Annotated in this window: 22 protein-coding genes; 12 read left to right on the top strand and 10 right to left on the bottom strand. The window is 60.1% G+C overall.

The features are described 5' to 3' along the window. The first annotated feature begins 115 nt into the window (after positions 1-115). The 3 genes from J4E53_RS05570 (at position 116) to J4E53_RS05580 (ending at position 2,933) form a co-directional block, all read left to right on the top strand. Positions 116-1,138, top strand: a complete 1,023-nt coding sequence (locus J4E53_RS05570; protein ID WP_103308129.1) for a Gfo/Idh/MocA family oxidoreductase — start codon at positions 116-118, stop codon at positions 1,136-1,138. Beyond that, entirely contained in the window at positions 1,135-1,926 is a 792-nt protein-coding gene (locus J4E53_RS05575) for a TIM barrel protein (RefSeq protein WP_103308128.1), read from the top strand. Before J4E53_RS05570 ends, J4E53_RS05575 begins: the two co-directional genes overlap by 4 nt. Before the next feature lie 80 nt (positions 1,927-2,006). Beyond that, positions 2,007-2,933, top strand: a complete 927-nt coding sequence (locus J4E53_RS05580) for a sugar ABC transporter substrate-binding protein (RefSeq protein WP_103308127.1) — start codon at positions 2,007-2,009, stop codon at positions 2,931-2,933. A 193-nt stretch (positions 2,934-3,126) separates the two neighbouring features. Here J4E53_RS05580 and J4E53_RS05585 read toward each other — a convergent pair whose 3' ends face one another. The 5 genes from J4E53_RS05585 to J4E53_RS05605 all read right to left on the bottom strand — a co-directional run bounded on the left by J4E53_RS05585 (position 3,127) and on the right by J4E53_RS05605 (position 9,680). After that, positions 3,127-4,389, bottom strand: coding sequence for an OprD family porin (locus tag J4E53_RS05585; RefSeq protein ID WP_060742819.1), 1,263 nt, complete (start codon positions 4,387-4,389; stop codon positions 3,127-3,129). 146 nt (positions 4,390-4,535) lie between these two features. Then, positions 4,536-6,188, bottom strand: a complete 1,653-nt coding sequence (locus J4E53_RS05590) for an AMP-binding protein (protein WP_060742820.1) — start codon at positions 6,186-6,188, stop codon at positions 4,536-4,538. Further along, positions 6,185-6,925: a nitroreductase gene (locus J4E53_RS05595; protein ID WP_060742821.1), complete on the bottom strand. Its 741-nt coding sequence runs from the start codon at positions 6,923-6,925 to the stop codon at positions 6,185-6,187. Before J4E53_RS05595 ends, J4E53_RS05590 begins: the two co-directional genes overlap by 4 nt. A gap of 49 nt (positions 6,926-6,974) precedes the next feature. Continuing rightward, the gene (locus tag J4E53_RS05600) at positions 6,975-8,318 is read right to left on the bottom strand and encodes an MFS transporter (RefSeq protein ID WP_060742822.1); all 1,344 of its coding nucleotides are present in this window, start codon (positions 8,316-8,318) and stop codon (positions 6,975-6,977) included. Positions 8,319-8,654: 336 nt separating this feature from the next. Then, positions 8,655-9,680 carry an AraC family transcriptional regulator gene (locus J4E53_RS05605; protein WP_103308126.1) on the bottom strand — a complete coding sequence of 342 codons (1,026 nt, stop codon included), beginning with the start codon at positions 9,678-9,680 and terminating at the stop codon, positions 8,655-8,657. A gap of 174 nt (positions 9,681-9,854) precedes the next feature. Here J4E53_RS05605 and J4E53_RS05610 point away from each other — a divergent pair, with 174 nt between their 5' ends. Then, positions 9,855-10,391 carry a MaoC/PaaZ C-terminal domain-containing protein gene (locus tag J4E53_RS05610; protein WP_146042596.1) on the top strand — a complete coding sequence of 179 codons (537 nt, stop codon included), beginning with the start codon at positions 9,855-9,857 and terminating at the stop codon, positions 10,389-10,391. A gap of 68 nt (positions 10,392-10,459) precedes the next feature. Here J4E53_RS05610 and J4E53_RS05615 read toward each other — a convergent pair whose 3' ends face one another. The 3 genes from J4E53_RS05615 to J4E53_RS05625 are packed head-to-tail and all read right to left on the bottom strand — an operon-like array spanning position 10,460 to position 13,185. After that, a complete protein-coding gene (locus J4E53_RS05615; RefSeq protein ID WP_103308125.1) occupies positions 10,460-11,485 on the bottom strand; it encodes an ABC transporter substrate-binding protein in 1,026 nt (341 codons plus the stop codon). A gap of 37 nt (positions 11,486-11,522) precedes the next feature. After that, complete coding sequence (locus tag J4E53_RS05620; protein ID WP_060742826.1) at positions 11,523-12,311, bottom strand: ABC transporter ATP-binding protein; 789 nt, start codon at positions 12,309-12,311, stop codon at positions 11,523-11,525. Between the two features lies 1 nt (position 12,312). After that, positions 12,313-13,185, bottom strand: coding sequence for an ABC transporter permease (locus tag J4E53_RS05625; RefSeq protein WP_060742827.1), 873 nt, complete (start codon positions 13,183-13,185; stop codon positions 12,313-12,315). A gap of 362 nt (positions 13,186-13,547) precedes the next feature. On the opposite strand from J4E53_RS05625, the gene J4E53_RS05630 reads away from it, so the two are divergent. After that, entirely contained in the window at positions 13,548-14,636 is a 1,089-nt protein-coding gene (locus tag J4E53_RS05630) for an LLM class flavin-dependent oxidoreductase (RefSeq protein WP_103308124.1), read from the top strand. Between the two features lie 224 nt (positions 14,637-14,860). Here J4E53_RS05630 and J4E53_RS05635 read toward each other — a convergent pair whose 3' ends face one another. Next, positions 14,861-15,655: a class II aldolase/adducin family protein gene (locus J4E53_RS05635; protein WP_103308123.1), complete on the bottom strand. Its 795-nt coding sequence runs from the start codon at positions 15,653-15,655 to the stop codon at positions 14,861-14,863. A 128-nt stretch (positions 15,656-15,783) separates the two neighbouring features. Continuing rightward, positions 15,784-16,689 carry a LysR family transcriptional regulator gene (locus tag J4E53_RS05640; RefSeq protein WP_060742830.1) on the bottom strand — a complete coding sequence of 302 codons (906 nt, stop codon included), beginning with the start codon at positions 16,687-16,689 and terminating at the stop codon, positions 15,784-15,786. Positions 16,690-16,929: 240 nt separating this feature from the next. On the opposite strand from J4E53_RS05640, the gene J4E53_RS05645 reads away from it, so the two are divergent. The 7 genes from J4E53_RS05645 (at position 16,930) to J4E53_RS05675 (ending at position 24,777) form a co-directional block, all read left to right on the top strand. After that, a complete protein-coding gene (locus tag J4E53_RS05645) occupies positions 16,930-17,538 on the top strand; it encodes a cysteine dioxygenase (protein ID WP_103308121.1) in 609 nt (202 codons plus the stop codon). Beyond that, positions 17,535-19,118 carry a rhodanese-related sulfurtransferase gene (locus J4E53_RS05650; RefSeq protein WP_103308120.1) on the top strand — a complete coding sequence of 528 codons (1,584 nt, stop codon included), beginning with the start codon at positions 17,535-17,537 and terminating at the stop codon, positions 19,116-19,118. The genes J4E53_RS05645 and J4E53_RS05650 overlap by 4 nt, the downstream gene beginning before the upstream one ends. 95 nt (positions 19,119-19,213) lie before the next feature. Continuing rightward, positions 19,214-20,167 (top strand): ABC transporter substrate-binding protein, encoded by a 954-nt coding sequence (locus tag J4E53_RS05655; RefSeq protein WP_103308119.1) that lies wholly within the window; start codon positions 19,214-19,216, stop codon positions 20,165-20,167. Between the two features lie 12 nt (positions 20,168-20,179). Beyond that, the gene (locus J4E53_RS05660) at positions 20,180-21,529 is read left to right on the top strand and encodes an LLM class flavin-dependent oxidoreductase (protein ID WP_103308118.1); all 1,350 of its coding nucleotides are present in this window, start codon (positions 20,180-20,182) and stop codon (positions 21,527-21,529) included. Positions 21,530-21,543: 14 nt separating this feature from the next. Then, positions 21,544-22,554 (top strand): ABC transporter substrate-binding protein, encoded by a 1,011-nt coding sequence (locus tag J4E53_RS05665; protein ID WP_060743239.1) that lies wholly within the window; start codon positions 21,544-21,546, stop codon positions 22,552-22,554. A 79-nt stretch (positions 22,555-22,633) separates the two neighbouring features. Beyond that, complete coding sequence (locus tag J4E53_RS05670) at positions 22,634-23,821, top strand: acyl-CoA dehydrogenase family protein (protein ID WP_103308117.1); 1,188 nt, start codon at positions 22,634-22,636, stop codon at positions 23,819-23,821. After that, the gene (locus tag J4E53_RS05675) at positions 23,818-24,777 is read left to right on the top strand and encodes a D-isomer specific 2-hydroxyacid dehydrogenase family protein (protein WP_103308116.1); all 960 of its coding nucleotides are present in this window, start codon (positions 23,818-23,820) and stop codon (positions 24,775-24,777) included. The genes J4E53_RS05670 and J4E53_RS05675 overlap by 4 nt, the downstream gene beginning before the upstream one ends. Positions 24,778-24,788 lie beyond the last annotated feature (11 nt).

A 24,788-nucleotide genomic window follows, 5' to 3' on the forward strand; every position in this document is an offset into this window, starting at 1 on the left:
ATTAAAACCGTTAAATATCAACAATATAGCTATTGGCACAGCGCTTGCTCCCTGGATGAACAGACGAGGACATTCTTATCGCCGAGTCGTAAAAACAATAAAGGGAGTCATGTTCATGAGCACATCCAAGATCCTCCGCCTGGGCCTTATCGGCGCTGGTCGCATGGGCAGTTTTCACGGCCTGACCGCCGCCCGGCACATCCCCGGCGCGTGCCTCGCCGCCATCGCCGATCCTACCCCTGGCCAGGCCGCACGACTGGCAGCAGAACTGGACGTGCAGAAGGTCTATGCCGATCCACAGCAATTGCTGGATGACCCGGACATCGACGCCGTGCTGATTGCCGCCCCGGCACGCAGCCATGCCGAACTGGTGATCAGTGCGGCCCGGGCCGGCAAAGGGGTGTTCTGTGAAAAACCGATGGCCATCACCCTGGACGAAGCTGACCGCGCCATCGCCGCCGCTGCCGATGCACGAGTGACGCTCCAAGTCGGCTTCAACCGCCGTTTTGCCAGAAGTTTCCGCACCGCTCACCTGGACGTCGTTGCCGGCCGGATCGGTACGCCACAACTGCTGCGCTCGCTGACCCGCGACCCGGCGCTGAACAACCCGGCCGCGTCGCCGCAATGGGTGATCTTCCTGGAAACCCTGATCCATGACTTCGATACCCTGCGCTACCTGAATCCGGGTGCCGAGGCGGTTGAGGTCTTTGTGATGGCCGATGCCCTGATCGCCCCCGCCTACAAGGACAAAGGTTTTCTCGACACCGCGGTGGTCACCATCCGTTTCGACAATGGTGCCATCGCCACGGCCGAGGCCAACTTCCAGGCCGTGTATGGCTACGATGTCCGCGGCGAAGTGTTCGGCAGCGCTGGCATGCTGACCATGGGCAACGTCAACGACTCTGACTTGCTGCGGTATCTGGCCAATGGGGTCCAGGCCGACACCCAGCGCATGGACACCGACTTGCTGCGGGATGCCTATGTGGCCGAGCTCAACCACTTCGCCAACTGCGTGCGCAGTGGAGAAAAACCCTTGGCCAGCGGTGAAGACGCGCGGGCGGCACTGGCCATCGCCCGCGCCTGTATCGAGTCCTTCCAACAGGGCAAGACGGTGCGTGTGCAAGGAGCGCTTTCATGAGCTTCATACCGTTCAAACTGGCGATCAGCGCCGAGATGGTTTTCATCGACCTGCCCTTCATCGAACGGGTCAAACGCATCCATGCGTTGGGCTTCAGCGTCGAGATATGGAACTGGGCGAGCAAAGACATCCAAGCCCTCGCCGCGACCGGCGCGGACTTCACCTCCATGACCGGCTACCTCTCGGGCAACCTGACCGATCCCGAGGCGATCCGGCAGCTGCTCGACAGCGCCCAGGAGTCCTTGGCCGTCGCCGCTCAATTGGGTTGCCCGAGCCTGAACCTGCACGGCACCGGCCTGGACGCCCAGGGCTTGCCGGTCAAACCCGTGGCCCAGGCCACCGGCCGCATGTGGTTGAGCGCCTGCAAGACGCTGGAAAAAATCGCCCGCCTGGGCGAAGACGCAGGTCGGGTATTCCTGCTGGAAAACCTCAATACCGAAGTCGACCACCCCGGCACGCCGTTCGCCCGCGCTGACGATACCCTGGCGCTGATCGAAGCCGTGGGCAGCCCCCACCTGAAGATGAACCTGGACCTCTATCACGCGCAGATCGGCGAAGGAAACCTGATCGAACTGATCCAGCGCGCCGGCAACGCCATCGGCGAAATCCAGGTCGCCGACGTCCCGGGGCGCATGGAGCCCGGCACCGGTGAAATCCACTATCCCGCCATTGCCAGGGCCCTGTTCGGCATGGGATACAGCGGTGTCGTCGGCCTCGAAGGTTGGGCCAGCGGTGACAGCGAGGTCGCGCTTGAGCGTTTCCGGCAGGCCTTCACGCTTGATGGATAAAGCCGCGCCGAATTCAAAACGTGCGGCAGATTTTCATCTCTTGGTGACGTACAACCCATAACAACAAAAGGAAAACCATCATGCGTCGTTGCACACTGCTTTTCGCCACCCTGCTGTTGCTGTTCAGCCAATGGGCCGCCGCCGAATACCGCATCGGCGTCAGCATCGCCAGGGTCGACGACAACTTCATGACCTATGTGCGTAACGGCCTGGACGAGGCCGCGAAAAAGGAAAACGTGCACATCCAGTTCGAGGACGCCCAAGGCGATGTGGTGCGCCAACTCAACCAGGTCCAAGGCTTTATCAACCAGAAAGTGGATGCGGTCATTGTCCTGCCGGTAGACACCTCCGCCACGGCCAACATCACCCGCGCCGCGGTCGAAGCGAAGACGCCACTGGTCTACGTCAACCGTCACCCGGACGAGCGCACCTTGCCCAAAGGCGTCGTTACGGTGGCGTCCAATGACATTGAGGCCGGCCAACTGCAGATGCGCTACCTGGCCGAAAAGCTCGGAGGCAAGGGCAATCTGGCGATCATCATGGGCGACCTGGCGCAAAACGCCACCCACGACCGCACCGAAGGCGTCAAACAGGTGCTCAAGGACTATCCCGGGATCAAGATCGTCGAGCAGCAAAGTGCCGAGTGGCAGCGTAACAAAGGGATGGACCTGACCAGCAACTGGTTGCTGGCCGGCAGTCGGTTTGACGCCATCGTCGCCAACAACGACGAGATGGCCATCGGTGCGGCCATGGCCTTGCAGCAGGCCGGCAAAGCCAAGGGCGAGGTCGCCATCGTCGGCATCGACGGCCTGCCCGACGGCCTGGCGGCGATCAAGCGCGGGATGCTGGTCGCCTCGGTGTTCCAGGACCCCAAGGCCCAGGCGACCAGCGCGGTACAGGCAGCACTCAAGATGATCAAGGGAGAGCCGGTGGAAACGGACGTCTGGGTGCCCTTTCAGTTGATCAAGCCTGAGCAATTGGCGGTGTTTGAGCAACATTACAAATAGCCTCAGGCGTTAAACAATAACGCCGCTGTCCCTCCAGGGATCAGCGGCGCTTGTCGTTGTATGAACCGATTGCAACAGCTGCGGGATGAACCTCTTGTTGTGCGCATCAAAGCCGCTGAACGCGACGATAAAAGCCAGGCATCTCAGAAAGAACCAATGAAGAAGCCGACTGAGAAAAACGCCCAATGCTCGACTAGAAGTTCAGCGTATAACGAACAATGAGGCGGTTTTCGTTTGCGCTGTCGGCGTAGGTCGAGCGATTGGTCGAGTTTCTCCACTGCACGGCGACACCTTTCGCCGGGCCGCCTTGCACAACGTAAGTAAGGTCAGTCACACGCTCCCACTCTTTCCCCTCTTCGTCTTCCGCTCTCAACGCAGCCGCCTGGCGTGTCGTCAGCACCGTTGGGTCAACATCTTGGCCGCTCACATACTTGAGGCCGAGGGTAAGTCCGGGAACGCCAACGGCTACGAAGTCGAAGTCATAGCGCGCGAACCAGATACGTTCATTGGGCGCTGTAAATGTGCTCGCGAGCGACTCAGCGAACAGATAGGTGTCCGTTCCATTAACAAAGGCGAACGGGGTGTCGCCCCATGCTTTCTGATACCCACCGCCTAAGGTATGACCTTGAAGGCTGTAAGCGAAGTAGCTACTCAGTGTCCGATTGTCCACCTCCCCTAAGTTCTTATCTCCGGCTTCTTTCGCATCGAACAGGCGAATGTCTGCGATAACGCTACCGCGAGTGATGGGTTGGTTCAGCTTCATGCCAAAGAAGTTCGACCGATATAGATCCTCAAGCTGTGCGGCATGCGCACTGAGCGTCAGCGTGGGTAGAGCCTTATAGTCGAACGCAAGATAGTTGAAGTGATCGGCTTCAATAGCCCGATAGCCAAATGTGGTTAGAGACTCGAAGTCTGTGGAGTTACGCTGCCTGACGGCATTGACTCTTATCGCCGTAATGGAGAGTGGATCCAGGTCATTGGATACCAGCATGCCGCCGCGAAACACTTGCGGCAGCAGCCTGCTGTTGTTGCTCCATAGCAGGGGCATCAGCGGGCTGAGCCCGCCTATTTTCATTTCACTTCGCCCCATACGCGCTTTCGCGGTCAAGGTCATCTTTGCGTATTCGTCTTCGACGTTCCGCTGGGAATCGTAGGCGAGGAGTCCAGAACCCGTTCGATCCGAACTCGAGTCCAGCTTCACACCTAGAAGGCCTTGGGCATCGATACCGAAGCCAACCCGGCCTTCAGTGAAGCCTGACTGCAGATTAAGAATGAAACCTTGAGCCCATTCATCCCGCTTCGATTGAGTTGCCCCGTCGTTTCGGTAATCGCGGTTGTAGTAAAAATTACGGAGTTCCAGACTTCCTTTTGCATCCTTTACGATATCGGCGTATGCGACGGATGCAGGGGAAGCAATAGCTAAAACCAACCACAGTTTATTGTTTTTGTTCGACATTGTGGGCGCCCTTTGTTTTTGTAGTGTGCATGAGTGCTCACTGCTTGATGGGTGGCAGCGTGTGAGTTGGATGCGAAACGCTCGATGACGATGCGGTGGAAATATCAACGATTGAGCCCTACCGCCTTGGGCGAAATGAACTCGGCTCAACCACTCGATGCTAAACGCACAATTGCATCGCGACTGCCGGCTTGTTCTCGCAGAAGAAACTTCTGGATTTTCCCGGTCGCGGTCTTGGGCAACTCCATGAAGATCACTCTGCGAGGACATTTGAAGCGGGCAAGGCGCGCTTGGCAGAACGCGATCATGTCGGCTTCGGTAGGCCGCTCAGCCCCGCCTTTGAGTTCGATAAACGCGCACGGAACCTCGCCCCATATGTCATCAGGCTGCGCGACGACGGCCGCATGCAAAACAGCCGGGTGACAGTGGATGGCCTCTTCAATTTCGACGGACGAGATATTCTCTCCTCCGGAAATGATGACGTCCTTGCAGCGGTCGGTGATTTGTATATAACCGTTAGGGTGTACCACTGCGACATCACCGGTGTGGAACCAGCCACCTTCAAAGGCTTTGCGCGTCGCGTTTTCGTTTTTCAGATAACCCATCATCACGGTGTTGCCTTTGAGCAGCAGTTCTCCGGTGGTGTGGCCGTCTTTTGGAACCGGCTGCAGGGTGTCAGCATCAGCCACCATCAGGCCCTCAAATCCAGCCGCGCGAGCGCCCTGGCGTACGCGCAAGGCGCCTTGGTCACTTTGCGCGAGCGCATTCCAACCGTCCTGCCAGACACAACTGATCGGTGTGCCGGATACTTCGGTAATGCCGTACACGTGGTCAACGTCGAAGCCTAAGGAAACGACGGCATCAAGCACGGTTGCCGGAGGCGGAGAGCCCGCCGTCAGCACGCGAACCGGCGTTTCAAGCGGGGGACGATCGGCTGAGTTGGCGATCATGGCCATCACAATAGGTGCCGCGCAGAAGTGATCGACACCCTGGGTATCTATCGCATCGAACACCGCTTCTGCCGAGACCTTTCTCAAACACACGTGGGTGCCAGCAGCGGCAGTGATAGCCCAGGTAAAACACCAGCCGTTGGCGTGGAACATAGGCAATGTCCACAGGTACCGTGGCGCCCGGGAAAGGGGCCAGTTGGTCATCTGCAGCATGCTCATGAGATAGGTACCGCGATGGCTGGCCACGACCCCCTTCGGATCGCCTGTGGTGCCGGACGTGTAATTGAGTGCGATGGGCTGCCACTCATCACTGGGCCACACGCCTTGGAAATCCGGGCTGCCGCGGCCGATAAAGGTTTCGTAGTCGACATCGCCAATGCTGCTGCCCAGGGGCGCCAAGTGATCATTGATGTCGATGACTACGGGTGGGTGCTCGAGGCGTTCAAGGGCGGCAACGGCGAGCGCCGCAAATTCGCGATCCACCAACAAAAGCTTGCATTCCCCATGACGCAGGATGAATGCCACGCCTTCCGCATCGAGGCGGTAGTTGACGGTATTGAGCACCGCGCCACAAAGCGGCACGCCAAAATGGGCCTCGAGCATGGCTGGGGTGTTGGGGGACAGGATCGAAACCGTGTCCCCTGCCCCCATGCCCTCGTTGGAAAGCGCACTGGCGAGCCGATAGCAGCGTTCGCGCGTTTGGCGCCACGTTCTGCGCAGGTCACCATGTACCACGGCGACCCGGTCCGGGTGGACAAGGGCCGCGCGATCCAGAAATCCGAGGGGCGTCAGGGGCAGATAGTTGGCCTTGGATTGCTCCAACCCATTCTCGTAGGCACCAGGCTTCATGGTGTTGACTCCTTATTATTGTGATGAAACGTAGTGAACGCGCTCACTGGCTCACGATCAGTCACCAACGTATTTTCAATGCTGTTTTCGTCGGCGTAGCCAAGGCTCATTCCGCATACCAGCATCTGTTCGGCGGGAATCTCGAGCGCGTTGGAAATAACCTCGTGGTACTTCAAAAAGGCTGCCTGTGGGCAGGTATGCAACCCTCTTCCTCGCGCCGCCACCATCACCGCCTGCAAAAACATGCCGTAGTCCAGCAGGCTCCCCTCCTTGAGCACCCGGTCAATGGTGAACAGCAAACCGACAGGCGCATCGAAGAAACGGTAGTTGCGTCCGTGCTGAGCGTGCATGCGCTGCTTGTCACCCTTGGCGATGCCCAGCAGGCCATAAAGGTCCCAACCCACTTTCCTGCGCCGGTCCACGTACGGCGATGTCCATTCTCGTGGGTAGTACTCATAAGCGTCTTCAAGGTCACCGCTGAGCGACGGATCGTTGTCCAGCTCAGCGATAGCCCGTGAAACCTGAGCCTTGGCGGCACCGGTGATTACGTGGACACGCCAAGGCTGCATATTCACGCCTGTCGCGCAAAAACGGGCGACATCCAGGATCGCCTCGATTTCTTCCCGTGGTACAGGCGTGGGCAGATACGCCCGAATGCTGCGTCGTGAAGCGATCGCCCAATCAATCGTCTGGCTAAGTAGCTCAGCTGGTACTGGCGGCTGGGATAAGCGGTTCATTTTCATGCCTTATGGCTTACAGATTCGGGTACAGGGGATACGCAACGCTTCAGGGAGTGAGGGCCGCTGCCTTTCGAACGTGTGTAGAGTCAGCGCGCGACTGATTGATCAGGGTGACCGCGGCCGCGCCAATCAGGCCAGCCAGGCTGATGGCCATGAAGTTTTTCTCGAGCGGCAGGTTCAATGACACCAGCCAGCCGATAAGAACAGGGGCAACGATGGCGCCGATTCGACCGACCCCCGACGCAAAGCCCACGCCAGTCGAACGAATCGTTGAGGGGTAGAAATCACCCGCATAGGCATAGGCCAGCAACTGGGTACCCAAGGTGGACGCCCCGACAACGAATACCACCGGAAACAATAGCGTCGTTGAGCGCGTATAGCCCAAGACAGTCAGCGCAATGGCGCCCACGATGTAGAAACCGACCAGCACGTGCTTGATGTTGAGCTTGTCGCTCAGCCAGCCACCACCAATAGCACCCACGATGGCGCCCACGTTGAACACGATCACAAAATTCAACGCCGAGCCCAGGCTGAAACCAGCCATCGCCATCAGCTTGGTCAGCCACGAGTTAAGGGCGTAGACCATAAACAAGCCAGTCATGAACGCCGCCCAGATCATCACCGTGCTGAAACCCCGGCCCTCCTTGAACAGGTGCCGAACGGGTGCCTGCTGTTTATCCAGGACCGCAGCGTTGCCCACCATCACGGTGTTCTCGTCGATCTGGAGCGTCGGGTCTATTTTGCGTGCGATAGCCCGCAGTTCCTCCTGACGGCCGGTTTTGAGCAGATAACCGATGGACTCTGGCATGGTCTTCAGGATCAGGGGGATCAGCAGTACAGGCAGCAGTGCTACATAAAACACCCACTGCCAGCCGTAGCTCTCAATGAGCTGCTTGCCAGTGAGCGCCACCAGAATACCGCCTACGGAGTAGCCCGCGAAAACCAGGGTCACCAGGCGCGTGCGAAGTTTGAGCGGGGAAAACTCCCCCATCTGCGCTGTACAAATGGGCAGTACACCGCCAATACCAAGGCCGGCGACAAAGCGAGAGATGCTGAAACTGATAGGGTCGCTGGTCAGCCCTGCCGCGGCGGTAAAAATGCTGAACAGCGCTACGCAGATGGCGATCATTTTCGGCCGGCCAATACGGTCCGCCAGCGTGCCAAGAAAAATTGCGCCAAGCATCGTTCCAAAGAGTGCAGCACCGGCCATGACGCCGGCGCTGGTCGGATCGATGTTCATGTCTTTCATGATTGCCGGAAGAGCAGCGCCGACGACGGCGAGGTCATAGCCATCGATGATCAGAATGAGCACACACCAAAAAAGTATGAGCCCATGGAAGCGGTTGAACGTTGAGTCCACCGCAAGTGCATAAACATTTACCGGCTGCATAGTGTGTCTCCTTCGATCTTGTTTTTGTTGGTGAAGTGCACATGTCCCTGCGTCACGAGGCGCATGGTCGTGGTTGCGGTCGGGGAGAAGACACACCGGTTCGACAATCGGCGGCTTGCTTGATCGACGCGCACCCAGGGTTTACCTGGTTCGCATCGTAGGAGTTGGGTTGGCTGTGGCCTATGCCCTACGGCATCGTTTTGCGTGACCGTTTTGGACAGTCGTGGCCGCCTGACACGTCGGGGCGGTGCTGGCGTGGAAGAACCGAGGGTTCAGGTCGGGAAACGAGTTGCAGTTTTCAAGGAAACTCTTGCGCGCGAACACATGCAGGGCTGTTCAGCCCTCGCTCGAGTCGTCGGCGTTAGATCGACGATAGGCGCCTGGGCTGACGCCAGTCCATTTCTTGAAGGCCCGGTGAAAGGCGCTGCTTTCCTGGAAGCCTGTGAGCGCCGCCACCTCCATGACCGTCATGTCTGGCTGACAGAGCAGGTTGATTGCCATATCCCGCCGCAAGTTGTCCTTCAGGCGCTGGTAACTGATGCCTTCGGCCTGCAGCCTTCGCTGAAGGGTCGAATAGGACATGCCAAGAACCTTCGCCAGCTTGTCGAGCTCTGGCCATTGTTCCGGGTCAAGCCCCCTTAATCTCATTCGGACCTGGACGCTGATACTGTCTTCGTTGCGATATTTGACTAACAGGCTGGCAGGCGACTCCTTCATGAAGGTCGACAGGGTCGCCTGGGTCTGCACCACCCTCAGGTTCAGATAACTGCGATCAAATCGCACCCTGCTGGTTGGGGCGTCGAACTGAATGTCTTCGCAAAAACGCATGCGGTAGTCGCTGTCGTCAGCGGGCCGGGAGGGCCTGAAGCAGAGCGCCTGAATTGGAATGCGCCTGTTACCCAGCCAGCACAGCAAGCCATGGACCAGGATCAGCCAGGTTCCATAACTGAACAGGCGTCGCTCAACGCCGTGATCATGAATGACGATGACGGCGCAGTCGCCGTCAAACATCAGTTCACCGTAGATGTCGTCGAGTACGAGCCGAAGAAACTTCAAAATCCGATGCAACGCCTGTTCTAGCGACGTGGAACCCATCGACGCCTGGCACATCAGTCGGAAGCTGCCTCTTCGCATCGGGTGACTATCGATGCCGAAAAACTCATCATCGAGAAGGTCTGAAAGCGCAACCCACAAACGAGAAAATGCAGCTGCCGAAACGCGCGCCTGGGGCGAGGTGAGGAGCTCAGGATCGATGCGTGCTTGCTGCAGGACGCCAGCGGTATCCAGCTGGCGCCGCAATGCGCCCTCGAGGGCTTCATGCACCAAGCTGATTGAAGTAGTCCCTTTGTCTTGGGCGAGCACGCGTATTTCTCTCTGCGGGTGGCCTCGCGGTCGAGGTTGCGTCAATAAGTTCTCGCGCCAACGCAACGCGTGTCAACCCGAAGGTGGTGCAGGTTGAGATCAATTGGGTAACAGCGCCGTCAGGACCTCGATGCCAAGCCCCATTGTCCAAAGCGTTCAGCCAGGCTGAGGTGGTTGAACATTGCCGTGAGCCCTGGTCACCGCCACTATCCATTCCAGAACCTCAATGGTCATGACACAAAAAATGGAGACATCGCGATGGAAAAGGCGCTGTTTTGGGAAGACTTTACGCCTGGCAGAACATGGGCTGCCACGCAGCCTGCCGCCATCACAGAGGGGCAAATTATTGCCTTTGCGACCGAGTACGATCCTCTGGACATGCATATCGATCCGGACCTGGCCCATTCGAGCCCGTTAGGGGTGCACTGTGCCAGCGCGGTGCAAACCTTCGGTTTTGCGCAGCGCTTGATGTGCGAGGCGTTGTTTCTTCAAACAAGCCTCGTGGCGGGAGGGAAGATCGATGCGTTCAGGTTGATTGCTCCTGTAGTGCCAGGAGACAAGCTCAAACTTAGCGCCCAAGTCCTCCGATTACTCATTCACACCAGAAACCCAAACCGAGGCTGGGTTGTGTTCGATGTGGAAGTTGCTACGACAACGGGAAAAGCTGTCCTCGCGTATGAGATCACGGTGTTAATACTCCGCAGAAGCTAGGGCCCTTGTGATGCTCCGAACATTGTCCATTCGTAAACATTCAAAACGAACACGTGCCTGGCCCCGGACTAACGTGCCGGCTCCGACTGCGTCAATGTCAAAGGCTTCAGGGAAAACACCTGGTCATCCGTCAGTTTTTGCACATCGACACGATGGGGGAAAATGTTTTTTTCCACGAACAAGTCATCGACTTGCTGCAGTGCCTGGACATCCTGTGGTTCGAGCGGCAACAGCGCCTCATCACCCCAACTGCGTAGTCGTTGCGAGACTTCCAGGGGAATATCGTTGACCTTGGCGAAGACCCGTGCGTACTCGTCAGGATTCTGCCGGGCCCATTCGAAGGCCTTGGCAAAGCGTTGTAATACGTCGCTAAGTGCCTTGCGCTTGAGGGGATCGGCCAGGACGTCATCGGAGGCGGTGATGAAGGTCAGGCCGGTATTGATGCCCTCGCCGCTGATCAGCACCCGCGCGCCCTGCTGCTCGGCAAACGCCTGATAAATCCCGAAGGTGGCCCAGGCTTCGATCTTGCCAGCGTTGAATGCGGACAAGGCATCGGTCGGCAGGACAAATCCGACATTGACCTCCTTGTCCTCGACACCGGCATTGGCCAGTGCGCGAATCAACAGGTATTGGGAAATGCTGCCGCGAGCCGAAGACACCACGACGTTGCGGCCTTTCAAGTCGGCAACGGTGCGGATCTGCGAATCAGCTGAAACCAGGATCGCAATGCCCCTTGATTGACTACGTCGTACCGCGACGATGCGCAGTGGCGTACCACCGGTCGCGGCGGCGAGCACCGGCGTATCGCCAGCCGGTGCCAAATCGACGGCACCAGCACGCAAGGCTTCGAACAAGGGCGCGGCCCCCTGGAAGTTCGCCCATTCAATTGTGTAGTCGATCCCTTCCAATGCATGTGCCGCCTCGACCACAGTGCGCAAGCCCTTGGCTTGATCGCCCAAAATCAACTTGACGCCGGACAAGTCTGACTTGGCAGCAGATGGAGATTGGGACTCGACCGTGTCACCGCAACCGCTGAGTAGCAACGCGACGCAGGACAACAACACCAGCGCAGATTTGCGAACGTGTATCGGCATGACAGCACATCCCTGTATCAATGAATTGAAAGCAGCGTCAGCCATGGGCAAAACGCCGGACAGCCTTGTTCGTGAGCGGTCGTTCAGCCACGGCAACGGTCTCCACCTCGACCCCCAACAACCCCAGCAAGCGCGCACGGATCGCTTGGAAACCCTGCTGCCCGGTATCTCTAGCCCGCGGCAGATCGATCGACAATTGCTCGGCGATCTTGCCATTGGCCAACACGATCACCCGATCGGCCAGCAGGATGGCTTCATCCACGTCATGGGTGACCAGCAACACCGCCGGGGTGTGCTTGCGCCACAACTCGATGATCAGCCGATGCATGCGAATCCGGGTCAGTGCATCGAGCGCGGCGAAGGGTTCGTCGAGCAGCAACAGCTTGGGTTCGCGCACCAGGCCACGGGCCAGCGCCACGCGTTGCGCTTCACCGCCGGAGAGCGTCGCCGGATAGGCCTCCAGACGATGGGCCAAGCCGACCTCCGTCAGCGCTTGCACCGCTCGCGCCTTGGCGTCCGGGGTGTGCAGACCGAGAACCACATTCTTCCAGGCGCGCTTCCACGGCATCAACCGCGGCTCCTGAAACACCGCGGCCCGTGCCTTGGGCACCAGCAACTGACCGCTGTCGATACTGTCCAGGCCGGCCAGGCTGCGCAGCAAGGTGGTCTTGCCCGAACCGCTGGCCCCGAGCAGCGCGACGAATTCGCCTGGTGCGATGTCCAGGTCCAAGCCATCGATGACCCGTTGCTCGCCGAATTGGCGTACCACATTACGCAGTTGTACCGGTGCTTCTGACTGCAGGTTTTTTGCCGCGATAGTCGACATGTCAGTTCCTCACAAAAGATGGGCGCCAGGCCAGGGCAAAACGCTCGAGCGTGCGGATCAGTCCGTCGATCAATAAACCGAGGACGCTGTAGATAAGCAGGCAGATCACGATCACGTCGGTGCGCATGAAATCCCGCGCATCACTGGCCAGAAAACCGATGCCGGCGGTGGTGTTGATCTGTTCGACGAACACCAGGGCCAGCCAGGAAATTCCCAGGGAATAGCGCAAGCCGACAAAAAACGAAGGCAAGGAACCTGGCAAGATCACATGCCAGATCAACTCGCGACGATTCAGGCCCAGGGTGTTGGCGGCCTCGATCAGCTTGGGGTCGATGTTGCGAATCCCGGCGAACAGATTCAGGTACACCGGAAAAGTCGTACCGGTGACGATCAGCGCGATCTTGGTGAACTCGCCGATGCCGAACCAGAGGATGAACAACGGCACCAGCGCCAGGGAAGGAATGGTGCGCAGCATCTGCATCGGCGAGTCGAGGATGACCTCACCACGCTTGGACAAACCAGTGATCAGCGCCGCAATGACGCCGACGCTGACCCCGATGCTCAACCCCAGCAACGCGCGCTGCAGCGACACCAGCAAATGCTTGCCCAGCTCCCCGGACACAATCATCGCCCAGAGGGTGCCGCCTATTTGCGAGGGGGCGGCGATAATCCGTTGGGGGATCAGGCCGAGCTGCGACGCCAGTTCCCACAAGAGCAGCAACGCAACCGGACTGAGCAGGCGCAGAAGGACTTCCGGGGTTCGCCAGTTGTGTAGCCAGCCGGGAATCAGCTTCGACGCACCCCGGCTCTCAACAGCCTTGCTGACAGAAAACGAGCTACTCGTGCTCCGCGTATCGAAGGTCTTTTCGGTCATCAGGCTTCCTTCCTCATCAAGAATACGGCTTCGAATTCATGCTATTCGCATAAAAAACACCAGTGAAATTCTTTTTGGGAATAACCTAATATGATTAAAAATCAGATATAAAATAATCCAGATAAATTATTTGCATAATAAAAGCTCGCAGTCCACGTCCCGCGGCGGATGCATCCCTGAAACACCTTAAAATGCGCATTGCTGATACTTACGATTTCATATGATTCATTTAATTAATAATTAACTTAGAACAAAACGGCATTTCACAGCCCTGCCCGCTGCGCCTACTTTCGACGTCACAGACCGACCCCCTGCCCGGTGGAGGCTTGAAATCACGCCTATCCAAAGACAAGGAACCCAGCATGAGCATCGAATTCATCGGTTACATCGGTGGCCATCAATCCTCGGAAACCCAGCCGCGCAGCGGCCCGGTGTTGCAGCCCGAATATGTAGAGACCGTCGCCCGCGCCCATGAGGAAGCCGGTTTCGACCGCGCCCTGGTCGCGTTCCACTCCAACAGTCCGGACAGCACGCTGATTGCCTCCCATGCCGCCAGCGTGACGAAAAAGCTGAAGTTCCTGATTGCCCATCGACCGGGATTCGCCGCCCCGACCCTGGCCGCACGACAGTTCACCACCCTCGATGTGTTCAATGGTGGGCGCACCGCCGTGCACATCATCACCGGCGGCGATGATCGTGAATTGCGCGCCGATGGAAGCTACATCGGCAAAGACGAGCGCTACGCCCGTACCGATGAATACCTTGATGTGCTGCGTCAGGAATGGACCCGCGAAAAGCCCTTCGACTATCAGGGCAAGTACTACCAGGTCGAGGGTGCGCACTCGCAAGTCAAGTCGCCGCAACAGCCACACATACCGCTGTATTTTGGTGGCTCATCGGCGGCGGCCATCGCTGTAGCCGGCAAGCATGCAGACGTTTACGCATTGTGGGGTGAAACCTACGAACAGGTGCGCGAAGTGGTGAATCAGGTGCGCGCCGAGGCGGCCAGGCACGGGCGCAGCATTCGTTTCAGCCTGTCGTTGCGACCGATCCTGGCCGACACCGAAGCGCAAGCCTGGGACCGTGCCGAGCGCATCCTGCAACAGGCCACAGCGTTGGCCGAACAGAACGGCTTTGTGCGTCGCGAACCGCCGAACGAAGGGTCCCGACGCTTGCTGGCGGCCGCTGCCCAGGGCTCGCGCCTGGATAAACGCCTGTGGACCGGGATCGCCGGTCTGCTCGGCGCACAAGGTAATTCGACCTCGCTGGTCGGCACCCCGGAACAAGTGGCCGACGCCCTGCTCGACTATTACGACCTGGGCATCACCACGTTCCTGATCCGCGGTTTTGACCCACTTGATGACGCCATCGATTATGGCAAGCGCCTGATCCCGCTGACCCGTCGCCTCGTCGCCGAACGCGAACGGCAAGCGGCGGAAAAAGTCGCGTAAAGCACTGAGTATCTATGTGGGAGCGAGCCTGCTCGCGATTAGGTCATCACAGTCAGCATCAATGTTGAATGTCAGTCCCCTATCGCGAGCAAGCTCGCTCCCACATTGGGTTGTGGTTGGATGGGCGATTCGTGCCCCACCCACTCATCACTGTGGGAGCGAGCTTGCTCGCGAAAGCGGTGAGTCAGGCAAAGACAGAGCCGCCTGGCACACCGCTTGAAAACTCAGTTCTTGTAGTCGATGTCGGTCCGTTCCAACTGCCGGATCAGCGCATCCCAGTGCCGCGCAACACCCGGCCCGTCACCACTTTTGAACACTTCGGCCTGTTTCTCGACCTTGGCCACCACTTCGGCCGGAGGAAAGATCAAATCGGCATTGCCGCCAGCCTGTGCCGCGATCTGGATGTTGCAGGCGCGCTCCAGCCCTTGCAGTTGCTGGAATGCGTGCTCGACGCTGATCCCCGCCGTCAGCAAACCGTGGTTACGCAGAATCAGCACACTCTTGTCCCCCAGGTCCGCCACCAACCGTTCACGCTCGTCCAGATCCAGGGCGATACCTTCGTAACCGTGGTAGGCCACCCGCCCGGAAAAGCCGATGGAGTGCTGCGAGATCGGTAACAGCCCATCGCGCTGGGCCGATACCGCGATGCCATCGCGGGTATGGGTATGCAGGACCGCTTGCAGGTCGGGACGCGCACCGTGGATAGCGCTGTGGATCACATACCCGGCGTAGTTGATGCCCAGGCCGGTCGGGTCGTCGACGATGGTTCCGTCAATGTCGACCTTGACCAGGTTGGACGCGGTAATTTCATCGAACAACAACCCGAAGGCATTGATCAGGAAATGCTCCTCAGGCCCTGGCACCCGCGCGGAAAAGTGCGTGTAGATGTGATCGGTCCACTTGAACAGGGCCGCCAGCCGATAGGCGGCGGCCAGTTTTACCCGCACCTCCCATTCCTCGGGACTGACACGCTGGCGAACATTTTTCGAAACGCTGGATAACGGACTGACGCTGCTCATGGCAAAACTTCCTGGATGGCCTTAAGGATCTCCAGGAAGCCTAGGGGAAGGCAAAAAATAATAAAAAGCACATTTTAATCTAAGCTAATTATTATTATTTTTTATGATACGCCGCCCCCTTCTCCCACTCATGCGGCATGCTTGACCTTCTGCAACGATCCAGCCACCCGTTTGCCGAAGGCATCCACCGGCCCTTGAAGGTTGCCCAGGAAGTGCGGGTAGATCAGCCATAGGTCCATCACCGGCTTGAAATCCTTCAGCGGCATCACCGCCAGGTGTTCGCGATGAACACTGCGTTCCAGCAGCGGACGCGGCACCAGGCCGAGGCCCAGGCCATCGGCGACCAGGCCCAGTTGCAATTCGGTACCGAAGGTTTCCAGGTTGACCCGCAAAGCCAGGCCCTGGTCCGACAGGGTTCTCTGCAACCCGGCACGGAAACCGCAGCCGTCCGGATTGAGGATCCAGCCATTCTGGTAGACGTCGGCCAGTTTGCAGGGACGCTTGGGCAACTGCGCGTTGGCGCACACCACCACCAGTTCCATCTTGCCGATCGACTCACCGACAATGTTGTCTGGAAAAATCTTGCCCGCAGGAAACAACGCCGCCGCTGCATCCAATTCGCCACGCTCGATCTTGCCGACCAACTGGCTGCCCCAACCGGTGACGACCTGGGCACGTAGCTCGGGGTACTCCACGCGCAAATGCTTGAGCGCATCGAGCAGTACCACATCCCCGATCGTTTGCGGAACGCCCAGGCGCAACAGGCCGGTAGGCGGCGCATCGGTGGCGACCAGCTCGCGCAGGGCATCCATCTCCCGCAGGATCAGACGACACTGCTCGTAGACTCGCGTACCGATCAACGTGGGCTTGAGCGGCTTGGTGTTGCGGTCGAACAATTCCACGCCCAACGCTTGCTCGAAGTTCTGCACGCGGCGTGTGATAGCCGGTTGCGTCAGCTGCAAGGTCTCGGCGGCATGGCTGATGGACTGGCAACGAATCACTTCGACAAAGGCGTCAATATCGTCAATTTTCATTTGGCCCGCACATAGAGAACAGTCAATAAAATGTTTGAAAAGCATAATGCGCTGTAAAAAATCATAGTGCCATTGCGCATGCCTGGATAGCCCGGCGCACCGATCGATAACCTCTAAGTCTATTCACAACTGTTCTAAATTCTTTTCAGCTATAACCTAATCATTAAAAAATAGCATATTAAGAAAAATCATTATGCTTAAATCATGGCAACAGATATTCAACACAACGACGGAATCGCCATGACCCAGGCCCGACACCCGGAGAGACTCAGAGCATTCATCGGCGCCCTGGCGGAGCTGATCGATGGCAATCCTCGCGAAGGCGACCTGCTGCATCGCGGTGGCAAGCTGCTCGCTCAGTTGGTCAGCCACGACGATTGGCTGCCCGAGGATTTTGCCCAGGCAGACCCCGAGCGCTATCAGCAGTACTTGCTGCATGCCGATTCGCGGCAGCGTTTCAGCGTGGTCAGTTTTGTCTGGGGACCGGGGCAACGTACGCCGATCCACGATCATCGGGTCTGGGGGCTGATTGGCATGCTGCGTGGTGCCGAGCATTCCCAAGGCTTCGCCCGTCATCCCGATGGCACCCTGGTGCCCGAGGGCACGCCCACACGGCTGGTGCCGGGCCAGGTCGAAGCGGTGTCTCCCAAGATCGGCGACATCCACCAAGTCAGCAACGCCTTCGATAACCAGGTGTCCATCAGCATTCACGTGTACGGCGCCAACATCGGCGCCGTTCGCCGTGCGGTGTATCAGCCCGACGGCAGCGAGAAGTTGTTCATTTCCGGTTATTCCAACGCCTTCCTCCCCAATATCTGGGACCTGTCCAAAGAGAGCCAAGCCCTATGAGCACCGCACCTACCCGCTCCTACGCCGAGATTCGCCAGGCGTTGCTGAACCGTGAAGAACTGGCCCTTGTCGATGTCCGCGAAGAGGCCCCGTTCGCCGAAGGGCATCCGCTGTTCGCCGCCAATATTTCGCTGTCCAAGCTTGAGCTGGAGGTGTATTCGCGCATCCCGAGGCGCGATACCTCGGTGACGGTCTATGACAACGGCGAGGGTCTGGCGGGCATCGCGGTGCAGCGTTTGCAGGACCTGGGCTACAGCGATGTCAGCGTGCTCGAGGGCGGCCTCGAGGGTTGGCGCAAGGCCGGCGGCGAGTTGTTCATCGACGTCAATGTGCCGAGCAAGGCCTTTGGCGAGCTGGTGGAAAACCAGCGTCATACACCTTCGTTGGCGGCGGAAGAGGTCCAGTCGTTGCTCGACAGCGAAGCCGACGTGGTGGTGCTCGACGCCCGGCGGTTCGACGAATACCAGACCATGAGCATTCCCGGTGGCATCAGCGTGCCGGGGGCGGAACTGGTGTTGCGTGCTCGCGAACTCGCACCAGACCCGACGACCCGCATCATCGTCAATTGCGCCGGGCGTACCCGTAGCATCATCGGCACCCAGTCGCTGATCAACGCGGGCATCGACAACCCGGTGGCCGCCCTGCGCAACGGCACCATCGGCTGGACCCTGGCCGGTCAAACCCTGGAGCACGGCCAGGCACGCCGCTTTGCCGTCACCGGCGAAGAACATCGAGACGTCGCCGCTCGCGATGCCCGCCGTGTCGCCGACCAGGCACTGGTCGGGCGCGCTACCCTCGCCGACCTGCATCGCTGGCAGCAGGAACCGACACGCAGCACCTACCTGTTCGATGTGCGTACTCCGGAAGAATTCGAAGCCGGCCACCTGCCCGCCTCGCGCTCCACCCCCGGTGGGCAACTGGTGCAGGAAACCGATCACTTCGCCAGTGTGCGCGGCGCGCGCCTGGTGCTGGTGGATGACGACGGCGTACGCGCCAATATGTCAGCCTCCTGGCTCGCGCAACTGGGTTGGGAGGTGCACGTGCTGGATGACCTGCAACCGGCGCACTTCAGTGAACAGGGCACCTGGAAAGCGCCGGTGCCTGCACCGCCGCAAGCCGAGGAAATCAGCCCCGGAACCCTTGAACAATGGCTGACCGAAGGTGACACCGTGGTGCTGGATTTCACCGGCAGCGCCAACTACGTCAAGCGCCACATCCCCGGCGCCTGGTGGGTATTGCGCGCTCAGTTGAGCGACGCCTTGGCCAAGGTGCCACCGGCCCAACGCTATGTGCTGACGTGTGGCAGCAGCCAATTGGCCCGGCTGGCGGTCCCCGAAGTCGAGGCACTGACCGGCAAGGACGTATTTCTGCTGCGCAGCGGCACGGCAGCATGGATCGCCGAGCAACGACCACTGGAGCACGGCGAAACCCGCCTGGCCTCGCCGCGCATCGACCGCTATCGCCGACCGTACGAGGGCACCGACAACCCACGGGAGGCCATGCAGGCCTACCTGGATTGGGAGTATGGCCTGGTGGACCAACTGGCCCGCGACGGCACCCATGGTTTTTTCGTGATCTGAACCCGTAAGGGGTCGGTTGACCGGCCCCTGTCCACACCAGCCGACCCCTTCTCCAGGCGGAGGCGCTGAACGCAACACTCAGCCTGGAGCCTCCGATGCGCCTGACTCTACCCCTGCTGTTGATCGCCCTCGCCTTTGGCCCGGTCCATGCCGCCGACTTGCAGCCGCTGCGGGTCGCCAATCAGAAATCCACCATCAAGGCCTTGCTGGAAGTTTCCGGCGAGCTCAAGGAGGTGCCCTACGAGATCCAGTTTTCCGAGTTCCCCGCCGCCGCGCCGCTGGGCGAGGCGCTGAATGCCGGCGCCGTGGATATCGGCGCCCTGGGCGATGCGCCCTACGTATTCGCCCTGGGCGCGGGTGCGTCGCTCAAGGTGGTCAGCATCATTCATGCCGAGGGACGTAACACCACGGCCATCCTGGTGCCCAAGGACTCCCCCATCAAGCAAGTCGCCGACCTCAAGGGCAAGCGCATCGTCACCACGCGCGGCTCCATCGGGCATTACCTGGCGATCAAGGCCCTGCGCAGCGTAGGCCTGAGCACCCAGGACGTGCAATTCGTGTTCCTGCTGCCCAGTGAATCCCGGCTGGTGCTGGACAACGGCACCGCAGACGCCTGGTCCACCTGGGATCCCTTCACCACGGTCGTGACCGCCCAGAGCCAGGCGCGGGTCCTGGTCAGCGGCAGTAGCTTGTTGAGCAATCACCTCTACCTCGCCGCCACCAGCCAGGCCATCGCTGAGAAGCGCCAGCAACTGGACGACTTTGTCGCCCGCGTAGACCGGGCCTACCGCTGGAGCAACGAGCACCCCAATGAATACGCCGCCGCCCAGGCCAGGATCACCGGCCTGCCCCTGGCGGTTCACCTGAGCGTGGCCAATGCCACCCACATGCAGCCGGTGGTGATTGACGACGCCGTTGTCAGCGGCTTGCAGGCGACCGCCGACATCTATCAGCAAGAAGGCTTGCTGACCCACCGCATCGACGTCTCCCAAGGTTTCGACAAGAGCTTCAACACCCTGCGTGCCCCCTTCACCCAGGCCTCGCGCTAAAGGAGCAGAACCATGAGCAGACAACGCCAACTCAAACTCGGTGCAATGGTCCATGGCGTCGGCCACGGCTGGGGCGAATGGCGCCACCCGCAGGCGCGACCCAATGCCAGCACCGATTTCGGTTTCTACAAGCAGCAGACGCAACTGGCCGAAGGCGCCAAATTCGATTTCGTGTTCATCGCCGATAGCCTGCACATTCACGAAAAATCCAGTCCGCATTACCTCAACCGCTTCGAGCCACTGACCATCCTTTCGGCGCTGGCGGCACTGACGTCGAACATCGGCCTGGTGGCGACGGTGACCGTCAGCTACACCGAGCCCTACCAGGTGGCGCGCCAGTTCGCTTCGCTGGACCATATCAGCGATGGGCGAGCCGGCTGGAACGTGGTGACGTCGTGGCTCAGTGGCACCGCCGATAACTTCGGCAAGGCCGAGCACCCGCCGCACGCCGTGCGTTATCGGATCGCCCAGGAGCATGTGGCGGTGGTCAAGGGCCTGTGGGATTCCTGGGAAGACGACGCCTTCGCCTACAACAAGCGAACGGGCGAATTCTTCACCCCCGGCAAGCTGCATGCCCTGGAGCACAAGGGCGAATTCTTCTCGGTGAAAGGCCCGCTCAATATCGCTCGCTCCCGCCAGGGTCAGCCGGTGATTTTCCAGGCCGGCACGTCCGAGGACGGGCGCAACTTTGCCGCCGGCAATGCCGACGCCATTTTCGTCGGCGCCGAGGGCTTCGACGAAGCGCGCGCCTATTATCAGGACCTGAAAAAACGTGCCCAGGGCTTCGGGCGCGACGCTCGAGAACTGTCGATCCTGCCCGGCATCCGCCCGATTGTCGGGCGCGATGCAGCGGAAGTCGAAGACCGCTACCAGCAAGCCGTGGCACTGGTGAGCATCGAAGATGCCATCGTCGCCCTTGGCCGCCCCTTCAATGACCATGATTTCAGCCAGTACCCCCTGGACGCGCCCTTCCCCGAACTGGGCGACCTGGGCGCCAATAGCCAGAAAGGCGGCTCGGAGCGGATCAAGCAGTTGGCCCGGGACGAAGGCCTGACGTTGCGCGAAGTCGCCCTGCGTTTCTCCCAGCCACGGCGAGACTTTGTCGGCACCCCCGAACAGGTGGCCGATGCCATTGAACACTGGTTCGAAAACGGCGCGGCCGATGGCTTCATCATCAATTCACTGCTGCCGGACGGCCTGCAATATTTCACCGAACTCGTGGTACCGGTCCTGCAGCAGCGCGGGTTGTTTCGCAGCGAATACAACGGCAACACCTTGCGGGACAACCTAGGCCTGCCGGTGCCCGCCAACCGATACGCACGGCCCCTGGCGACAGACGCGGCCCGCGAGGCCGTAGCATGAGCAAGGGCCCGACCATGATGAAAAACCTCACGCCAGGGCAATTCAATCGTCGCGATTTCCTCACGGCCAGTTCCATCGCCCTGGGTGCGTTGGGGCTATCCGCCCTAGGGTTTGCCCCACGTGCCTGCGCCCAAGGCAAAGGGCTTTCTGACCTGACGCTGGGTGTCGCCACCTACCGGGGCCAGGATTCCTATTTCGTCGACGATGCCGGCACCGGCAATACCCCCTACAAGATCGAATACGCCGAGTTCGCCGGTGGCAACCTGATCGTCGAAGCGCTGGCCTCGGGCAGCCTGGACGTGGGCAGCATGAGCGAAATCCCACCGATCTTTTCCATCCAGAGCCACCGCCAGCCGCGCCTGATCGCGGTGCTGCAAGGCGATGTGAACAACCAGGTGATTTTGATTCCCAAGGATTCCTCCCTCGAATCGATCGGACAACTGCGTGGCAAGCGGGTCGGCTATGTGCGCTCCACCACGTCCCACTACTTTCTGATCAAGGCCTTGAAGGAACAGGGCCTGACCATGAACGACATCACGGCGGTGGCGCTCACGCCCCAGGATGGTTTCACGGCGTTTCAGAGCGGTCAGCTCGATGCCTGGGTGATCTATGGCGTATTCATCCAGTTGGCAAAGTTCCGCAGCGGTGCCCGGGTGTTGAAAACCGCCCTGGGCTACTTGTCGGGCAACTACCTGGTCGCCGCGCGCCCCGCAGCCCTGGAAGACCCGCTGCGCAAGCAGGCGATCCAGGACTATATCCAACGGCAGGCGCGCACCCTGGAATGGATCAACAACAACCCCGAGCCCTGGGCCGCCAAGTCGGCACAGTTGCTGGGCGTCGATAAAGCCGTGTTCCTGGACATGTACAACAACCGCAGCCAGCCGTCGAAAGTCGTCGAAGTCAGCGACCAGGCCATTGCTTCGCAACAAGAAGTCGCCGACCTGTTCTTCAACGCCGGCGTGTTGAACGAACGACTCGACGTGAGTCCGCTGTGGGACAGGAACTTCCGCCTGCTGCCGCTTTGAACGCCTGTGACGGGGGAGCTTGTTCCCTCGCCATAAGGGTCGCATCCGGGCCTCACCTTTTTGATCGAGTGAACGCACCATGAGTCTTTCTTCTCCACGCCCACCCTCGCTGCAATCGGTCGATGTCGCCGACTTCGACACGTTACTCGAACGCATCGGCAGGCAACTGGCAGCCACGGCCCACGTCTATGACGAGAGCGGCGCCTTTCCCCGGGACAATTTCACGTTGCTGCACGAGCATGGCCTGTTGGCCCTGACGGTGCCCAAGGCATTGGGCGGTGGCGGCGCCAGCCTGGTGCAGGCACGCAAGGCGATCAGTGCGGTCGCCAAGGGCGAGCCTTCCACGGCGTTGATTCTGGTGATGCAGTACCTCCAGCATTCGCGCCTGCAGGACAATCGGAACTGGCCCGAGGCATTGCGCTTGCGAGTGGCCCAGGATGCCGTGAGCGAAGGCGCGCTGATCAATGCCTTGCGTGTCGAGCCCGACCTGGGCACCCCGGCCCGTGGCGGGCTGCCGGCGACCATCGCCAGGCGTACCTCCGAAGGCTGGCGCATCAGCGGGCGCAAGATCTACTCCACCGGCAGTCACGGCCTGACCTGGTTCAGCGTCTGGGCGCGCAGCACCGATGAAGATCCGCTGGTGGGTGCCTGGCTGATCCACAAGGACACACCCGGGATCAGCATCGTCGACGACTGGGACCACCTGGGCATGCGTGCCACCTGCAGCCATGAAGTGCGGTTCGACAACGTGCTGGTGCCACTGGATCACGCGGTCAGTGTCAGTCGCTGGAGTGCGCCGCAGCCCGAACTGGACGGCGATGGTTTCCTGTGGATGTCGGTGTTGCTTTCGGCGGTCTACGACGGCGTCGCCCAGGCCGCGCGGGACTGGTTCGTGGATTGGCTGGAACAGCGCAAACCGTCCAACCTCGGCGCTGCATTGGCGACCCTGCCACGCTTCCAGGAAACCGTCGGGCACATCGACACCTTGCTGTTCGCCAATCGCAGCCTGCTGGATGCCGCCGCCGAAGGGCGCACCCCGGCGGCCCATGCCGCGCAATTGAAATACCTGGTGACCGGTAACGCCATCCGCGCTGTCGAACTGGCCATCGAAGCCTCCGGCAACCCTGGCCTGTCGCGGCACAGCCCGCTGCAACGGCATTACCGCGACGTGCTGTGCAGTCGCGTCCACACCCCGCAAAACGATGCCGTGCTGCAAGGCGTCGGCAAAGCGGTGTTTGCCCAACGCCAGAAAAAGGACCTTGCATGAGCACGCTCGTGATCGCCAGCCAGCTGGATAAAGACTTCAACGATGTGATCCGCCAACGCCTCGAACAGACGTACCCCGGCGCACAAGTGCTCGACGCGCCGGCCGGCGTGCCAAGCGACCTGCCGGCCGAAGTCAGTGTGTTGCTGGCCCGGCCCATCAACGTGCGCGGCTACCTGGCGCCGGACACGCCGCCGCCGGGCTGGCCCTACGGCCTGAAATGGGTCCAGGTGGTGTCTTCAGGCATCGACTTTTACCCCAAGTGGCTGTTCGATGGCCCGCCGGTGAGTACCTCCCGGGGCAGCGCCGCCGACAACATTGCCGAATTTGCCCTGGCGTCGATCTTCGCGGCGGCCAAACGCCTGCCGGACATCTGGGTGCACGACTCGCAATGGCAGTTCAGCGCCCTGACGCCACTCAAGGGCAGCACCCTGGGCATTCTCGGCTTTGGTGCGATTGGCCGCAGCCTGGCGGCCAAGGCCCGTGCCCTGGGCATCCACGTGCTGGCGTTGCGGCAAAGCCAGGCGCCGTTCGAAGTGGAAGGCGTCGAGGCCGCGCAGGACATCCACCAGCTGTTTTCACGCTCCGATCACTTGGTACTGGCCGCGCCGCTGACCGATGCAACGCGGCATATCGTCAACCGTGCGGTGCTCGCCAGTGCCAAGCCGGGCTTGCACCTAATCAACATCGCCCGCGGCGGCCTGCTGGACCATGGGGCGTTGCTCGCGGCCCTGGACGATGGCACCCTCGGCCTGGCCTCACTGGACGTCACCGACCCCGAACCGCTGCCCGACGGCCATCCGCTCTACGCCCACCCCAGGGTGCACCTGTCGCCCCACACTTCGGCGATCTCCAGCAACAGCCGCCATGAAATAGCCGACAGCTTCCTGGCCAATCTTGAGCGCTTCGTGAACGGGTTGGCGTTGGAGAATCAGGCGAACGTACAACGCGGGTATTGATTCCAGCAGAA

Origin of the sequence: Pseudomonas sp. FW305-28 (assembly GCF_017351395.1) — a bacterium.
Lineage (GTDB): Bacteria > Pseudomonadota > Gammaproteobacteria > Pseudomonadales > Pseudomonadaceae > Aquipseudomonas > Aquipseudomonas fluorescens_AA.

Bases quoted from the DNA above. Each gene is read 5' to 3' on its own strand.
- J4E53_RS05620 (WP_060742826.1), bottom strand. From the start codon at position 12,311: ATGTCGACTATCGCGGCAAAAAACCTGCAGTCAGAAGCACCGGTACAA.
- J4E53_RS05650 (WP_103308120.1), top strand. From the start codon at position 17,535: ATGAGCACCGCACCTACCCGCTCCTACGCCGAGATTCGCCAGGCGTTG.
- J4E53_RS05645 (WP_103308121.1), top strand. From the start codon at position 16,930: ATGACCCAGGCCCGACACCCGGAGAGACTCAGAGCATTCATCGGCGCC.
- J4E53_RS05675 (WP_103308116.1), top strand. From the start codon at position 23,818: ATGAGCACGCTCGTGATCGCCAGCCAGCTGGATAAAGACTTCAACGAT.
- J4E53_RS05600 (WP_060742822.1), bottom strand. From the start codon at position 8,318: ATGCAGCCGGTAAATGTTTATGCACTTGCGGTGGACTCAACGTTCAAC.
- J4E53_RS05585 (WP_060742819.1), bottom strand. From the start codon at position 4,389: ATGTCGAACAAAAACAATAAACTGTGGTTGGTTTTAGCTATTGCTTCC.
- J4E53_RS05590 (WP_060742820.1), bottom strand. From the start codon at position 6,188: ATGAAGCCTGGTGCCTACGAGAATGGGTTGGAGCAATCCAAGGCCAAC.
- J4E53_RS05575 (WP_103308128.1), top strand. From the start codon at position 1,135: ATGAGCTTCATACCGTTCAAACTGGCGATCAGCGCCGAGATGGTTTTC.
- J4E53_RS05615 (WP_103308125.1), bottom strand. From the start codon at position 11,485: ATGCCGATACACGTTCGCAAATCTGCGCTGGTGTTGTTGTCCTGCGTC.
- J4E53_RS05630 (WP_103308124.1), top strand. From the start codon at position 13,548: ATGAGCATCGAATTCATCGGTTACATCGGTGGCCATCAATCCTCGGAA.
- J4E53_RS05655 (WP_103308119.1), top strand. From the start codon at position 19,214: ATGCGCCTGACTCTACCCCTGCTGTTGATCGCCCTCGCCTTTGGCCCG.
- J4E53_RS05640 (WP_060742830.1), bottom strand. From the start codon at position 16,689: ATGAAAATTGACGATATTGACGCCTTTGTCGAAGTGATTCGTTGCCAG.
- J4E53_RS05625 (WP_060742827.1), bottom strand. From the start codon at position 13,185: ATGACCGAAAAGACCTTCGATACGCGGAGCACGAGTAGCTCGTTTTCT.
- J4E53_RS05660 (WP_103308118.1), top strand. From the start codon at position 20,180: ATGAGCAGACAACGCCAACTCAAACTCGGTGCAATGGTCCATGGCGTC.
- J4E53_RS05570 (WP_103308129.1), top strand. From the start codon at position 116: ATGAGCACATCCAAGATCCTCCGCCTGGGCCTTATCGGCGCTGGTCGC.
- J4E53_RS05635 (WP_103308123.1), bottom strand. From the start codon at position 15,655: ATGAGCAGCGTCAGTCCGTTATCCAGCGTTTCGAAAAATGTTCGCCAG.
- J4E53_RS05665 (WP_060743239.1), top strand. From the start codon at position 21,544: ATGATGAAAAACCTCACGCCAGGGCAATTCAATCGTCGCGATTTCCTC.
- J4E53_RS05580 (WP_103308127.1), top strand. From the start codon at position 2,007: ATGCGTCGTTGCACACTGCTTTTCGCCACCCTGCTGTTGCTGTTCAGC.
- J4E53_RS05670 (WP_103308117.1), top strand. From the start codon at position 22,634: ATGAGTCTTTCTTCTCCACGCCCACCCTCGCTGCAATCGGTCGATGTC.
- J4E53_RS05595 (WP_060742821.1), bottom strand. From the start codon at position 6,925: ATGAACCGCTTATCCCAGCCGCCAGTACCAGCTGAGCTACTTAGCCAG.